Consider the following 14583-nt stretch of genomic DNA (forward strand, 5'->3'; position numbering starts at 1 on the left):
CTCAGCAATCCTCGGCGCGGAACGCGTCGCGCAGCCAGGTCAGCCGCGGCGGATCGCCTTCGGCCTCGACGACGTCGAAGCGGCACGGCCAGTTGGCGTACTGCGGATGCGCGGCCAGGAACAGCTGCGCCGCCAGCAGCAGGCGGCGGCGCTTGCGCAGGTCGACCGAGGCCGCACCACCGCCGAACGCGGTGCTGCGCCGGTAGCGCACTTCGACGAACACCAGGCTCTGCGCCTGCTGCATCACCAGATCCAGCTCGCCGCCGCGGAAGGCGACGTTGGCGGCGATCAGGCGCAGGCCGGCGCGCTCCAGTTCGGCGCGCGCCGCTGCTTCCACCGCGTTGCCGCGTCGGCGCCGCTCAGTTTCCATCGGGCAGCGGGGTCGGGCGCCCGCCGCTGAAGGTGGACCACGCCGGGGTACGCACGATGTTGCCGAAGCCGTCCAGGTGCAGCACGCCGGTGGCGCCGCGCAGGCCGCTGTCCTTGGCGGTCGCCAGCTTTTCCAGGTAGGCGGTGATCTGCCAGGCGTCGTAGCCGAACGCGAACAGGCGCCCGGCCGGGCCGCGCGCGGTCGGCAGCATGTCGGCCACGCTGGTCGCCGCCGGCAGGCCGCCGACGCCACGTACGTTCCACAGCTCGCTCGGGTAGACGATGCCGTCCAGTACCAGGTCGTCCTCGGGCTTGCCGGTGCCCAGCACCAGCTGCGAGGTCGCCACCCGGGTCTTGCCGGCGAAGCCGGCCAGCGCCAGCTGCGGCGCCAGCGCGCGGGCGGTGTTGCCCTTGACCGCGAGCAGCACCGAGTCGGCGGCGCCGGCGTTGCGCAGTTGCGCACCGATGTCGCCCGGGGTGTCGGCCACGCTGACGCTGCCGGCGACCTTGCCGCCGCGCTCGCTGAAGCGGTCGCGGAACGCGGCCACCGCGCGGCGGCCGTTGTCGTCGTTGCTGCCGATCACCAGGGTGTTGTGGCGCTCGTGCGCCAGCAGGTACTCGGCGGCGGCGATGCCGTCGTCTTCCGGGGCCAGCGAGAAGCCGGCGCTGCCGCCCGGGGGGGCGTGGGTGCCGCGGTTCAGCGCCAGCACCGGTACCGGCAGCGCGTCGCGCCCGAACAGCGCGGTGACCTCGTCGCGGCCGAGCGGGCCGACCACGAAATCGGCGCCGCCGTCGACCGCCTTCTGGTAGGCGGCCAGTGCGCCGGCCGGGGTGCCGGTGGTGTCGATGAAGTCGATCGCAGGACGCCGCCGGGTCTCGCCGTAATAGCCGGCAAGCAGGCCGTCGCGCACCGGCGCCGCCGCGGTGGCCAGGCTGCCGCTCAGCGGCAGCAGCACCGCCAGCTTGGCCGGCGGGCGGTAGCCGTCGCGTTCGGCCGGCGGCCGCTTGCTGGTGTCGAAGCCCCACTGCTCGCCGCGGTCGAACGGACGCGGCAGCGCCAGGCCGCGGCTCAGCAGTGCGCGGCCGACGAAGTTGTACAGCGGGTCGCCGGCCGGCAGCGCGGCGGCGCGCGCCTGCAGGGTGGCGTCGTTGAGCGTGGCCAACTGGCGCACGATGGCGCGCTGGTTGTCGCTGCGCGCCTGGCCGTTGAGGCCGTTGTCGGCACGCGCGCGCTCGTCCAATGCCGCGGTGGCGTCGCCGGTGCCTTCCAGCGCCTGTGCGCGGGCCAGGTGCCAGCGCGCGCGCAGGTTCTGCGGCACCGCCTGCGGATCACTGCCCAGCGCCTGCAGCGCCTTGGCCGGCTGGCGGTCGGCCAGGGCCAGTTCGGCCTCGACCAGCGCCACCCGCACCTTGCTCAGCGGCGGCAACTGCCGCGGCTGCACCTGCGCCAGCAGGCTGCGCGCGCGGGCGGCGTCGCCGGCCTCGTACCAGGCGAAGGCCGCGTCGCCCAGCAACTGGTTGCGCTCGCTGCCGGTGGCGCCGGCGGCCTGCGCCTCGAGCTGCTGCGCCGCGTCCCGCGGCTTGCCCTGGTCCAGCAGCGCCAGTGCCGCCGATTGGGCCGGCGAGGCGCTCGGCGTCACGCTGGAGGTGGCGCAGCCGGCGATGAGCAACGCCAGCAGCGACAGGGCGGAAATCCTTGCGAATCGCTTGTTCATTTCTGGTCCATTCGGCTGGGCACGCCGGGCGCGCCGGGGAAAACCGCTACGATTCTACCCTTGACCATGGAAAGCCCGTCGATGAGCGCCCAGCCCGGAACCCTGCATGTCGTCGCCACGCCGATCGGCAACCTTGCCGACCTGACGCCGCGCGCCCAGGAGACGCTGCGCTCGGTGGCGGCGATCTGCGCCGAGGACACCCGCCGCAGCGGCCAGTTGCTGGCCCACTTCGGCATCGAGCGGCCGCTGCTGGCACTGCACGAACACAACGAGGAGGCGTTGTCCCAGCGCATCGTCGCGCGCCTGCTGGAGGGCCAGTCGCTGGCCCTGGTCAGCGACGCCGGCACCCCGCTGGTCAGCGATCCCGGCTACCGCCTGGTGCGCGCGGCGCGCGCGGCCGGGGTGCGGGTCAGCCCGGTGCCGGGCGCCTGCGCGGCGATCGCCGCGCTCAGCGTGGCCGGCCTGCCCAGCGACCGCTTCGCCTTCGAGGGCTTCCTGCCGGCCAAGGCCTCGGCGCGCCGCGAGCGCCTGCTGCGGCTGGCCGGCGAGCCGCGCACCCTGGTGTTCTATGAAGCCTCGCACCGCATCGCCGAGTCCCTGGCCGACTGCCGCGCCGCCTTCGGCGACGCCCGCCCGGCAGTGATCGCGCGTGAGCTGACCAAGCTGTTCGAGACCGTGCTCGACGGCACCCTCGCCGACCTGCACGCCCGGGTCGAGGCCGACGACAACCAGCGCAAGGGCGAGTTCGTGCTGATGGTGCAGGGCGCCGGCGACGACGCCGACGCGCAGCTGGCCGAAGGCCGCCGCGTCTACGCCAAGCTCAGCGAACACCTGCCGCCGTCCACCGCCGCCAAGCTCGCCGCCGAACTGACCGGTGCGCCGCGCAAGGCGCTGTACGGCGGTTGAGGGCGCCGCGAATACGGGGTGGTGTTGGTCGCCTGCGGCAGCGTAGGTCGACCTGGGCGGATCGCCGCGGTGCGTTAGGGGCACGCATTCCCGGCGAGGCGGTTGCGCGGAAGCGGGCTTCCGCGGCGTCGAGGGCCTTGCATCCGGCCCGGTAACGCGCGAGGTTGTGCCCGGTCATTCGGACAGAGGCGACGCCGATGAGCGATGCAGTGACGAAAATGGACGGACACTGTCTTTGCGGCGCCGTGCGCCTGCAGGCGACGATCGGCGCACGCGAGATGGGGGCCTGCCACTGTGCGATGTGCCGCCGTTGGTCCGGCGGTGTCTTCCTGGCCGTGGAATGCGATGACGTCGCGGTCGAGGACCCAGAGAACATGGGTGTGTATGCCTCGTCCGAATGGGGCGAGCGGTGCTTCTGCAAGGTCTGCGGCAGCACGGTCATGTGGCGCTCCAAGGACGGCGCGCACCACGCGGTTTCCGTGCAGCTCTTCGACGATCCCTCCGGCTTCGCGCTGACCTCGCAGATTTTCATCGACGAGAAGCCGGCCAGCTATTCCTTCGCCGAGACCACCAAGCGCATGACCGGCCCCGAGTTCATCGCCATGGTGACCGGCGCGGCGCAGTAGCGGCGCCTGAGTGTAAAGCGTCGGCAAGGTGGACCGCGATCGGTCGTTCACCCAGCCGCGGTTCGCCTAGGCGGTTCGGGTGGCGGCTCCCGGCCGGCGGTGGGTATGGGCGAGAGGAAAAAGCGGCGGAGCCGGCCGATAAGCCGGGTTCTGTCGTGGACAGTCATTCTTCTAGGCGCACCGTCACCGGTGCGCTCGAGCAACCTACCCGGACCCGACGCGGGCCGCGCCATGAGGTCCCTATTTGGTCTTGCTCCAGGTGGGGTTTGCCGTGCCGGTCCGTTACCGGACTCGCGGTGCGCTCTTACCGCACCATTTCACCCTTACCGGCCTGCTTGCGCAGACGTAGGCGGTATCTTTCTGTTGCACTTTCCGTCGGCTCGCGCCGCCCAGGCGTTACCTGGCACCTTGCCCTATGGAGCCCGGACTTTCCTCGGCATCCCACCGCACCGAAATGCGAGGGGATGACGCGACTGTCTGGCCGACTCCGCCGCGCGCATTGTCGCATGTTAAGCCGGGACTCGGGATTCGGGATTCGGGATTTTTCCGCGAGTGCGGGGCGGTTGCGATTGAACTGTGGGAGGGACTTCAGTCCCGACGGGCTCTACCGGTAAAGCCTGTCGGGACTGAAGTCCCTCCCACAAAAATCGCCGCTTTTTGTGGGAGGTCGTTGACAGCGATTTCGAGCCTGATCCCATGCTTCCCGAATCCCGGGTCACGAACCCCGGTTCTCCAGCCGCGTCTCTCCCAGGAACACCCCGTCGGGACCGAACCGGCGCTCGTGGATCCAGCCGTGACCGGCGGCGTCCACCGCGACGATGGTGCTGGCGCGCGTGCCGTAGTCGTGGCCGCGGATGAAGGCCGGCGACAGCCGCCGCTCCAGTTCCGGGCCGACCCCGGTGTCGGGCAGGTCGGCCGGCTCGGCCAGGGTCTCGTCGGCCAGCGCCCGCCACAGCGGTGCCAGGTCGTCGTCGCCGGCGGCGATCCAGGCGGTCACGGCAGCGCGCAGGCGCCGGGTCTTCGGCCAGGGCGCGTCCAGCGCGCCGTTGGACATGCCGTGGACGCCGGGCGTCAGGGCGCTGCGGCCAGGCGGGTGATTGCCCACGTAGGCGGCGCCGGCGGCATCGGCCAACAGCAGGTTGAAGGGCGGATAGGCGTCGGCGCGTGCGACCAGCGCGTCGGCGAAGGCCGCGGCCGGCTCGGCGCCGCTCAGGTAGTCGGCGATCAGGGCGCCGCGCGAGGCGCCGGACATCGCCGCCAGCGGGTCGCGCACATTGGTGACCACGGCGCAGCGGCCGGCGGCGTCCAGCCCCACCCAGGTGCCGCCGGAGCGCAGGTCGCGCCCGGCCAGCAGGCGCTGCGCCGGGGCCGGCCAGCGCTGCAGCGGCGCGGTCGGGCGGGTGTGGAATTCGTCGCGGTTGCCGACCAGCAGCAAGCGCCATCGCGGGTGCGCAGCGTGCGCGAGAACGACCAGACACATGCGCCGCAGTGTGCGCGCTTGCGCAACGCGGCGCGAGCCCATGCCGCATGTCGACGGCCGGTGACGACTGCCTTAACGCCCCGTACACAGGCCTGAATTTCCGTTCAATCTCAAAATTTGAGACGAAACAGTAACTTGTGGATAAGCCTTGAACAAGTCTCTAAAGATCGTTGCAAACCATTGATCCCGCTAGCGATTTGCCGCTCGCAAAGTTGTTGACAACCCGTTGCGCACTGCTAAGGTGGGCACTTGAGGGGAAACCGGGTTTTTTGTGGTTTTTCGTGGTTCAATGACCGCCCAGGCGGATTCGGAAAGGTGCAGGCGTCGTGTTTCAGGGCGAGACCGCAATCACTGTGGACGACAAGGGGCGTATGGCGGTTCCCACCGCGTACCGCGACCTCGTCGCGCGCGTGAGCGGCAATCGGCTGGTGCTGACCTACAACCCGTTCGAGGCCGGCTGCCTGTGGCTGTATGCGGAGAAGGAGTGGGAGCGGGTCCGTGACGACGTCATGGCCAAGCCCAACACCCAGCGCGTGGTGCGGGTCCTGCAGCAGAAGCTGGTGGGTTCGTCGGCCGCGCTGGAGCTGGACGCCAACGCCCGCATCACCATTCCGCCGAGCCATCGCGCCGCGGTGGGCATTGAAAAGCGCGCCGTGCTGTTGGGCATGGGCGACAAGTTCGAACTGTGGAGCGAGCAGGCTCATCGCGCACTGATCCAGCAGACGTTGTCTGACGAGGATCTGGGCGATGGATTGCTCGATCTGAAGTTGTGAGTCGGGGTGTCCGGATGCGCGGACAGGCGCAGGCCGGTCACCTCCCGGTGTCGCAACCATCGGCGGCGCATGTGCCGGTGTTGTTCGCGCAGGTCCTGGACGGGCTGCAGGTGATCGAAAACGGAATCTATCTGGATGGCACGTTCGGGCGTGGCGGACACGCGCGCGGGGTGCTGCACAAACTCGGCCCAGGAGGCCGGCTGCTGGTGATGGACAAGGACCCCGAGGCGATCGCCGAAGCCGAACATGCGTTCGGCGGCGACGCGCGCGTGTCCATCCATCGCGGCAGCTTTGCCACGCTGGGCCAGTGGGACGCTGCCGTCGCCCTGGACGGGGTGCTGTTCGACCTGGGCGTGTCCTCGCCGCAGCTGGACGTGGCCGAACGCGGCTTCTCCTTCGGCAAGGACGGCCCGCTGGACATGCGCATGGACCCGGAGGCCGGCGAGAGCGCGGCGCAGTGGCTGGCGCGCGCCGACGAGCGCGAGATCGCCGACGTGCTGTGGACCTACGGCGAAGAGCGGCAGAGCCGGCGCATCGCCCGCGCCATCGTCGCCCGCCGCGAGAAGCAGCCGCTGACCCGCACCGCCGAACTGGCCGAACTGATCGCCGGCGTGATGCCGCGCGGCGACAGCAAGACCCACCCGGCCACGCGCAGCTTCCAGGCGATCCGCATCCACATCAACCGCGAACTGGCCGATCTGGAGACCGGCCTGGACGCGGCGCTGGCCCGGCTCAAGCCCGGCGGCCGCCTCGCGGTGATCAGCTTCCACTCGCTGGAAGACCGCATCGTCAAGCAGTTCATGCAGCGCCACGCCAAGGCCCCGCCGAGCAATCGTCGCCTGCCGGAGGCCACGACCTTCGTGCCGACCCTGCGCCTGCACGGCGGCGCGATCAAGGCCGACGCCGACGAACTGGCGGTGAACCCGCGCGCGCGCAGCGCGGTGTTGCGGGTGGCGGAGAAGCTGGCGGGACCCGGGACCCGGGACCCCCTGAAAAGCACGGGACCCGGGACCCGGGACCCGGGACCCGGTAAGAGCAGCAACAACGGCAACAGCAACAGCAGTGCTTCGTCAGCGGCTGGCTTTGGCTTTTCCCGGGACCCGGGTCCCGGGTCCCGGGTCCCGAGTGACGCGCTCCAAAGGAGCGCGCCATGAGCCGCATCCTCCTCGTCGTGCTGCTCGCCTGCACCATCGCCTCGGCGATCGGGGTGGTGTACATGCGCCACCGCCATCGCCAGTTGTTCGTGGAGCTGTCGCGGCTGGAGCACAACCGCGACGAGCTGAACATCGAGTTCGGCCGGCTGCAGCTGGAGCAGGCGACCTGGGCCGAGAGCAATCGCGTCGACCAGGTCGCGCGCGAGCGGTTGGGGATGAAGTTCCCCGAGACCGGTGACATCGTGGTGGTGCGCCCGTGAGCAAGAGCGGCCGCAACCGCACCCGCAGCAACTTCAACCTGCGTGGCCGCCTGGTGCTGGTCGGCGCGGCGCTGGGCCTGTGCTCGGTGACCCTGATCGGCCGCGCGGCCTACGTGCAGCTCATCAACAGCGACTTCTACCAGCGCCAGGGCGAGGCGCGCTACCTGCGCGAACTGCCGATCGCCACCTCGCGCGGCATGATCACCGACCGCAACGGCGAGCCGCTGGCGGTGTCCACGCCGGTGGAGTCGATCTGGGTCAATCCGCAGGAACTGCTGCGCAGCCCGGACCGCATCCCGCAGCTGGCGCAGGCGCTGGAACTGCCGGTCGACGAACTCACCGCCAAGCTGTCGCAGAAGGCGGACAAGGAGTTCATGTACCTCAAGCGCCGGATCAATCCGGACAAGGCGCATGCGGTGGTCGCGCTCGGCATCCCCGGCGTGTTCTCGCAGCGCGAATTCCGCCGCTTCTACCCGCAGGGCGAAGCGATGGCGCACGTGCTGGGCTTCACCAACATCGACGACCGCGGCCAGGAAGGGCTGGAGCTGGCGTTCGATTCGTGGCTGCGCGGCAAGCCGGGCGCCAAGCGGGTGATCCGCGACCGCAAGGGCGCGATCGTCGAGAGCATCGACCTGGTCAAGCCGGCGCAGCCGGGCAAGGACCTGACCCTGAGCATCGACCGCCGCATCCAGTTCCTGGCCTACAAGGAACTGCGCCATGCGCTGGTCGAGAACAAGGCCGCCGGCGGCTCGATCGTGATCATGGACGTGGCCACCGGCGAGATCCTGGCCATGGTCAACCTGCCGACCTACAACCCCAATGCGGTCAACGGGGTCAATCCGGACGTGCGCCGCAACCGCGCGGTCACCGACCTGGTCGAGCCGGGCTCGACGATGAAGCCGCTGACCATCTCCACCGCGCTCAAGGCCGGGGTGGTGACCAAGGACACGCTGATCGACACCAACCCCGGCTACATGTCGGTGGGCCGTTTCACCATCAAGGACGTGCCGCGCAACAACGGCGTGCTGACCGTGACCGGGGTGATCACCCGCAGCTCCAACATCGGCGCGGCGAAGATCGCGGCCAAGCTGCCGGACCAGACCTTCTACGACCAGGTCCACAGCTACGGCTACGGCAGTTCCCCGCACAGCGGCTTTCCCGGCGAATCGGCCGGCGTGTTCCCGTCGCCGGCGCGCTGGAGCGGTTCGTCCAAGACCACCATGTCCTACGGCTACGGCCTGTCGGTGACGCCGCTGCAGATCGCCCGCGCCTATTGCGCGCTGGGCAACGGCGGGCGCCTGGTGACCCCGACCTTCGTCAAGGGCCAGCACGAGGACAGCAAGCAGGTGCTGGATCCGGCCATCTCCAAGGAAGTGGTGGCGATGATGGAGACCGTGGTCACCCAGGGCGGCGCCAAGGGCGCGGCGATCCTGGGCTACCACGTCGCCGGTAAGACCGGCACCGCGCGCAAGGCCGGCCCCGGCGGCTACGAGCGCGGCCACTACAACGCGCTGTTCGCGGGCCTGGTGCCGGCGAGCAACCCGCGCTTCGCCACGGTCATCGTGATCAACGACCCGCAAGGCGCCAAGTACTACGGCGGCCTGGTCTCGGCGCCGGTGTTCCACAACGTGATGGAAGGCGCGCTGCGGCTGATGGACGTGCCGCCGGACGACATCCAGTCGTGGTTGGCCGCGCAGGCCGCCGGCAAGAGCGGCCATGCGCCGCCGCCGGCGCCGGTGGAGCCGGATCCGGCGACCGTGCCCGACGCCGCCGCCGAGGTCGATGCCGCATTGCCCAGCGCGCGCGCGGTGGCGCCGCCGGCGCCGGCCGCGTTGCCGGCACCGCTGCAGGAGACCCGCCAGTGACCCGCGCGATGTCGCTGTCGCAACTGCTGCCGGGCGTGGCGCTGGCGCACGACGTGCAGGTGACCGGGCTGGTCATGGACAGCCGCGCGGTGCGCCCGGGCGATGCTTTCGTGGCCATCGCCGGGTTCGGCGCGCACGGCCTGGGCTTCGTCGACCAGGCGCGCGCCAATGGCGCGGTCGCCGTGCTGTACGACCCGCCGGCCCCGGCCGAGCTGCCGGCGCCGGCCGACGCGATCGCGGTGCCGGGCCTGCGCGCGCGCATGGGCGCGATGGCCGATCAGTTCCACGGGCACCCGTCGCAGACCATGACCATGGTCGGCGTCACCGGCACCAACGGCAAGACTTCCACCGTGCAACTGCTGGCGCAGGCCTGGCACCTGCTGGGCACGCGCAGCGGCAGCGTCGGCACGCTCGGCGCCGGCCTGTACGGGCAGGTGCAGCCGACCGGCTTCACCACGCCGCTGGTGCTGCCGCTGCACGCGCTGCTGGCGCAGTTGCGCGACGCCGGCGCACAGGCGGTGGCGATGGAAGTCAGCTCGCACGCGCTCGACCAGGGCCGCGTGGACGCGGTGCATTTCGACGTGGCGGTGTTCACCAATCTCACCCGCGACCATCTCGACTACCACGGCGACATGGCCGGCTATGGCGCGGCCAAGGCGCGCCTGTTCGCCACGCCGGGGCTGAAGTCGGCGGTGGTCAACCTGGACGACGCGTTCGGCCGCGAACTGCTGGACACGCTGGATCCGGCGCTGCGCCGCATCGCGGTCAGCTCGCGCGGGCAGGACGGCGCGGATGTACGCGCCGAGGCGCTACACCTGGACGCGCGCGGCATCGGCTTCACCCTGGCGATCGGCGAGGAGCGGCATCCGCTGCAGTCGCCGCTGCTGGGCCGTTTCAACGTCGACAACCTGCTGGCCGTGGCCGGCGCGCTGCATGCGCTGGACGTGGCGCCGGTGCGCATCGCCGCCATCCTGGCGCAGCTGCAGCCGATCCGCGGGCGCATGAACCGGCTCGGCGGCAATGGCGCGCAGCCATTGGTGGTGGTCGACTACGCACACACCCCCGACGCGCTGGAGCAGGCGCTGCAGAGCCTGCGCGCACACGCGCAGGGCCGCATCACCTGCGTGTTCGGCTGCGGCGGCGAACGCGACACCGGCAAGCGTCCGCAGATGGCGGCGATCGCGCAGCGCCTGGCCGAGCGCGTGGTGGTCACCGACGACAACCCGCGTGGCGAGGACGGCGACCGCATCGTCGCCGACATCCTGGCCGGCTTCGACGGCATGCAGGCGGTGCAGGTGCAGCGTGACCGCGCGCAGGCGATCGCCATGGCAGTGGCCGACGCCGGCGCCGAGGACATCGTGCTGATCGCCGGCAAGGGCCACGAGCCCTACCAGGAGATCGCCGGCGTGCGGCATGCGTTCGACGACACCGAGGTCGCCGCGCAGGCCCTGCGCGCGCATGCGGCGGAGGCGGCCCGATGAAGCGCCTGCCGTTGTCGATGATCGCGCACTGGGCCGGCGCCGAGCTGCACGGCGACGACGTGGCGATCGATGCGATCAGCCACGACACCCGCAGCCTGGCCGCCGGCAGCCTGTACGTGGCGCTGCGCGGCGAGCGCTTCGACGGCCACGCCTTCGTCGCCGACGCCGCCGCGCGTGGCGCCAGCGCGCTGCTGGTGGAGCGCGTGCAGCCGCAGATCGAACTGCCGCAGATCGTCGCCGCCGACACCCAGCTGGCGCTGGCGCGGATCGCCGCCGGCATGCAGCGCGGCCGTGCCACCCGCGTGGCCGCGATCACCGGCAGCAACGGCAAGACCAGCGTCAAGGCGCTGCTGCTGGCGATCCTGCAGCATGCCTGCCGCCTCGATGGCGGCAGCATCTACGCCAACCCCGGCAACCGCAACAACGAGATCGGCCTGCCGCTGGCGGTGATCGAGGCGCCGGACGACGCCGACTACGCGATCTACGAAATGGGCGCCGGCAAGCCGGGCGACATCGCCTATCTCACCGACATCGCACCGCCGCAGGTGTCGCTGGTCAACAACATCGCCGCCGCGCACCTGGAACGCATGGGCAGCCTGCTCGGCGTGGCGCAGACCAAGGGCGCGATCTACACCGCGCTGCCGGCCGACGGCACCGCGGTGATCAATGCCGACGACGCCTTCGGCCTGTGGTTCGAGCAGTGCCTGCCGACGGCCGAGGCGCGGCCGCAGGTGCTGCGCTTCGGCCTGCAGCCGGGCGCCGAGGTCGGTGCCGCGCAGGTGCGCATGGCCGCCGACCGCACCCAGTTCGTGCTGACCACCCCGCGCGGCGACGTCGAGGCGACGCTGCCGCTGCCGGGCCGGCACAACCTGCTCAACGCCCTGGCCGCGGCGGCGCTGGCGCTGGCGCTGGGCGTGGCGCCGGCGCGCATCGCCGCCGGCCTGGCGCAGGTGCAGCCGGTGCCGGGCCGGCAGATCACCCACACGCTGCCCACCGGCGCGGTGCTGATCGACGACAGCTACAACGCGAATCCCGGCTCGCTGGCCGCGGCGATCGACGCCCTGGCCGCGGCCGGCGGCGAGCGCTGGCTGGTGCTGGGCGACATGCGCGAACTCGGCGCCGGCGCCGAGGCGTTGCACGCCAGCGGTGGGCGCCGCGCGCGCGATGCCGGACTGACCCGGCTGTACGCGCTCGGCCCGCTCAGCGCCCACGCCGCGCAGGCGTTCGGCGAGAACGGCCGGGTGTTCGACAGCCATGCGGCGCTGATCGAGGCGTTGCAGCGCGATCTGGCCGCCGTGGCCGGGACCCGGGACCCGGGACCCGGGGCCCGGGAACAGCAGAATCAAGAGCAGGAAGTGAAGCAGATGCATCAGAACACCGGCGCGCCGTCCGTTGGCGCGCTTCCGCCGGTCCCGGGTCCCGGGTCCCGGGTCCCGGCCACGCTCCTGATCAAGGGCTCGCGCGGCAGCGCCATGGACACCGTCGTGCGCGCGCTGCTGAACCAGGCACAGGAGGCGCCGCATGCTGCTTGAACTCGCCCGCTGGCTGCAGCAGCTCGAAAGCATGTTCGGGCTGTTCGGCTATCTGACCTTCCGCGGCATTCTCGCGGCGCTGACCTCGCTGTTCCTGTCGCTGTGGCTGGGCCCGGCGGTGATCCGCAAGCTGGCGCAGTTCAAGGGCGGCCAGCCGATCCGCCAGGACGGCCCGCAGACCCACTTCTCCAAGGCCGGCACCCCGACCATGGGCGGCTCGCTGATCCTGCTCACCGTGCTGCTGTCGGTGCTGCTGTGGGGCGACCTGCGCAACCGCTACGTGTGGCTGGTGCTGGCGGTGATGCTGGCGTTCGGCGTGATCGGCTGGTACGACGACTGGATCAAGATCGTGCGCCGCGACCCGAGCGGGCTGAAGTCGCGCTGGAAGTACCTGCTGCAGTCGATCTTCGGCCTGGCCGCGGGCCTGTTCCTGTACTACACCGCCGACGTGCCGGCGGCGATCACCTTCTACATCCCGATGTTCAAGTCGATCGCGCTGCCGCTGGCCGGGATCAGCTTCGTCGCCATCGCCTACTTCTGGATCGTCGGCTTCTCCAACGCGGTCAACCTGACCGACGGCCTGGACGGCCTGGCGATCATGCCGACGGTGCTGGTGGCCTGCGCACTGGGCGTGTTCGCCTACGCCTCGGGCAACGCGGTGTTCTCGGCCTACCTGAAGATCCCGACCATTCCCGGCGCCGGCGAACTGATCATCATCTGCGCGGCGATCGCCGGCGCGGGCCTGGGCTTTCTGTGGTTCAACACCTACCCGGCGATGGTGTTCATGGGCGACATCGGCGCGCTGGCGCTGGGCGCGGTGCTGGGCACCATCGCGGTGATCGTGCGCCAGGAGCTGGTGCTGGTGATCATGGGCGGCGTGTTCGTCATCGAGACCCTGTCGGTGATGATCCAGGTCGCCTCGTTCAAGCTCACCGGCAAGCGCGTGTTCCGCATGGCGCCGATCCACCACCACTTCGAACTGAAGGGCTGGCCGGAGCCGCGGGTGATCGTGCGCTTCTGGATCATTTCGGTGGTGCTGGTGCTGGTCGGCCTGGCCACGTTGAAGGTGCGCTGATGAACGACGCCGCCCGCCAAGCGACCCGCCTGGAGGCCATCGGTGGCCGCTACGACCCGTGGCTGCTCGGCGCCGCGGTGGCGCTGGCGTCGCTGGGCGTGGTCATGGTCGGCTCCAGCTCGATCGAACTCACCACCAGCCCGTTCTACTACCTGAGCCGCCACCTGCTGTTCCTGGCCGGCGGTGTCGGCCTGGCGATCTGGGCGATGCGCACCGAGCTGAAGAACATCGAGCAGTACAACCAGTTACTGCTGCTGGCCTGCTTCGGCCTGCTGCTGGTGGTGTTCGTGCCCGGCCTGGGCAGCACGGTCAACGGCGCGCGGCGCTGGATCAACCTGGGCATCTCGCGCTTCCAGACCGTGGAAGCGGTGAAGGTGTTGTACATCGTGTGGCTGTCCAGCTACCTGGTGCGCTTCCGCGACGAGGTCAACGCGACCTGGCCGGCGATGCTCAAGCCGCTGGGCGTGGCGGTGGCGCTGGTCGGCCTGCTGCTGCTGCAGCCGGACTTCGGGTCCTCCACGCTGCTGCTGGCGATCACCGCCGGCATGCTGGTGCTGGGTGGGGTGAACCTGCCGCGCATGTCGATGCCGATCGTGATCGGCCTGCCGGTGTTCGCCTTCATCGCGATCCTGGAGCCATACCGCCTGCGCCGCATCACCTCCTTCCTCGATCCGTGGGCCGACCAGCTCGGCTCCGGCTACCAGCTGTCCAATGCGTTGATGGCGGTGGGCCGCGGCGAACTGTTCGGGGTCGGCCTGGGCGGCTCGGTGCAGAAGCTCAATTACCTGCCGGAAGCGCACACCGACTTCATCTTCTCGGTCATTGCCGAGGAACTGGGCTTCGTCGGCGTGTGCCTGATCATCTCGCTGTATGCGCTGCTGGTCGGCCGCGCGTTCTGGCTGGGCATGCGCTGCGTGGAGATGAAGCGCCACTTCTCCGGCTACATCGCCTTCGGCATCGGCCTGTGGATCAGCCTGCAGAGCTTCGTCTCGGTCGGCGTGAACCTGGGCATCCTGCCGACCAAGGGCCTGACCCTGCCGCTGATCTCCGCTGGCGGCTCCAGCGTGCTGATGACCTGCGTGGCGATGGGCCTGCTGCTGCGCGTGTCCTACGAACTCAACCGCGCCGAGCGCCAGGTGGCGCTGGTGCGCAGCGACGCGGCGATGCCGGTCAAGCAGACCGTGGACAACGCCGAGGACCTGCATGCCGCGCGCGAGGCCAGCGCCAGCGCGGTCGCCGCGGCGATCCAGGGCGGCGCTCCGGGGCGCGGCACCAGCCGCATGCAGCCGCGCGTCGAGCCGACGTTCGGGAGGCTCGGATGAGCGCGGTGCAGGGCGATCGTCCGGT

The 14583-nt window shown here is 70.7% G+C and carries 13 protein-coding genes and 1 other RNA gene; 10 read left to right on the forward strand and 4 right to left on the reverse strand.

Annotation, left to right across the window (positions count from 1 at the left end; genetic code table 11):
* Position 1 precedes the first annotated feature (1 nt).
* Positions 2-370: a YraN family protein gene (locus GGR71_RS09925; RefSeq protein WP_017914048.1), complete on the reverse strand. Its 369-nt coding sequence runs from the start codon at positions 368-370 to the stop codon at positions 2-4.
* Complete coding sequence (locus GGR71_RS09930) at positions 360-2084, reverse strand: penicillin-binding protein activator (protein WP_160957459.1); 1725 nt, start codon at positions 2082-2084, stop codon at positions 360-362. Before GGR71_RS09930 ends, GGR71_RS09925 begins: the two co-directional genes overlap by 11 nt.
* Positions 2085-2165: 81 nt before the next feature.
* Between GGR71_RS09930 and rsmI the strand changes: the two genes are divergently transcribed.
* Positions 2166-2990, forward strand: a complete 825-nt coding sequence (gene rsmI, locus GGR71_RS09935; RefSeq protein ID WP_160957458.1) for a 16S rRNA (cytidine(1402)-2'-O)-methyltransferase — start codon at positions 2166-2168, stop codon at positions 2988-2990.
* Positions 2991-3187: 197 nt separating this feature from the next.
* The gene (locus GGR71_RS09940; protein ID WP_160957457.1) at positions 3188-3616 is read left to right on the forward strand and encodes a GFA family protein; all 429 of its coding nucleotides are present in this window, start codon (positions 3188-3190) and stop codon (positions 3614-3616) included.
* Between the two features lie 123 nt (positions 3617-3739).
* Here GGR71_RS09940 and rnpB read toward each other — a convergent pair.
* Together rnpB and GGR71_RS09950 are read right to left on the reverse strand one after the other, a co-directional pair.
* Positions 3740-4105, reverse strand: an RNA gene (rnpB, locus tag GGR71_RS09945) — RNase P RNA component class A.
* Positions 4106-4331: 226 nt separating this feature from the next.
* The gene (locus tag GGR71_RS09950) at positions 4332-5096 is read right to left on the reverse strand and encodes an NRDE family protein (protein WP_160957456.1); all 765 of its coding nucleotides are present in this window, start codon (positions 5094-5096) and stop codon (positions 4332-4334) included.
* A 326-nt stretch (positions 5097-5422) separates the two neighbouring features.
* Here GGR71_RS09950 and mraZ point away from each other — a divergent pair, with 326 nt between their 5' ends.
* From mraZ to ftsW, 8 genes are read left to right on the forward strand one after another with little or no spacing between them, the layout of a single operon-like run.
* Entirely contained in the window at positions 5423-5869 is a 447-nt protein-coding gene (gene mraZ / locus GGR71_RS09955) for a division/cell wall cluster transcriptional repressor MraZ (protein WP_026144304.1), read from the forward strand.
* A gap of 14 nt (positions 5870-5883) precedes the next feature.
* Entirely contained in the window at positions 5884-7023 is a 1140-nt protein-coding gene (gene rsmH, locus GGR71_RS09960) for a 16S rRNA (cytosine(1402)-N(4))-methyltransferase RsmH (protein WP_160957564.1), read from the forward strand.
* On the forward strand, positions 7020-7283 hold the full coding sequence (gene ftsL / locus GGR71_RS09965; RefSeq protein ID WP_160957455.1) for a cell division protein FtsL: 264 nt from the start codon (positions 7020-7022) through the stop codon (positions 7281-7283). Before rsmH ends, ftsL begins: the two co-directional genes overlap by 4 nt.
* Positions 7280-9148 (forward strand): penicillin-binding transpeptidase domain-containing protein, encoded by a 1869-nt coding sequence (locus tag GGR71_RS09970; protein ID WP_160957454.1) that lies wholly within the window; start codon positions 7280-7282, stop codon positions 9146-9148. The genes ftsL and GGR71_RS09970 overlap by 4 nt, the downstream gene beginning before the upstream one ends.
* A gap of 8 nt (positions 9149-9156) precedes the next feature.
* A complete protein-coding gene (locus GGR71_RS09975; protein WP_202404737.1) occupies positions 9157-10629 on the forward strand; it encodes a UDP-N-acetylmuramoyl-L-alanyl-D-glutamate--2,6-diaminopimelate ligase in 1473 nt (490 codons plus the stop codon).
* Entirely contained in the window at positions 10626-12161 is a 1536-nt protein-coding gene (locus GGR71_RS09980; protein ID WP_160957452.1) for a UDP-N-acetylmuramoyl-tripeptide--D-alanyl-D-alanine ligase, read from the forward strand. Before GGR71_RS09975 ends, GGR71_RS09980 begins: the two co-directional genes overlap by 4 nt.
* Positions 12151-13236, forward strand: a complete 1086-nt coding sequence (mraY, locus tag GGR71_RS09985; RefSeq protein ID WP_160957451.1) for a phospho-N-acetylmuramoyl-pentapeptide-transferase — start codon at positions 12151-12153, stop codon at positions 13234-13236. The genes GGR71_RS09980 and mraY overlap by 11 nt, the downstream gene beginning before the upstream one ends.
* Positions 13236-14558 carry a putative lipid II flippase FtsW gene (gene ftsW, locus GGR71_RS09990; RefSeq protein WP_048490518.1) on the forward strand — a complete coding sequence of 441 codons (1323 nt, stop codon included), beginning with the start codon at positions 13236-13238 and terminating at the stop codon, positions 14556-14558. The genes mraY and ftsW overlap by 1 nt, the downstream gene beginning before the upstream one ends.
* Positions 14559-14583 lie beyond the last annotated feature (25 nt).

The sequence above is a fragment of the Xanthomonas sp. F1 genome (genome assembly GCF_014199855.1).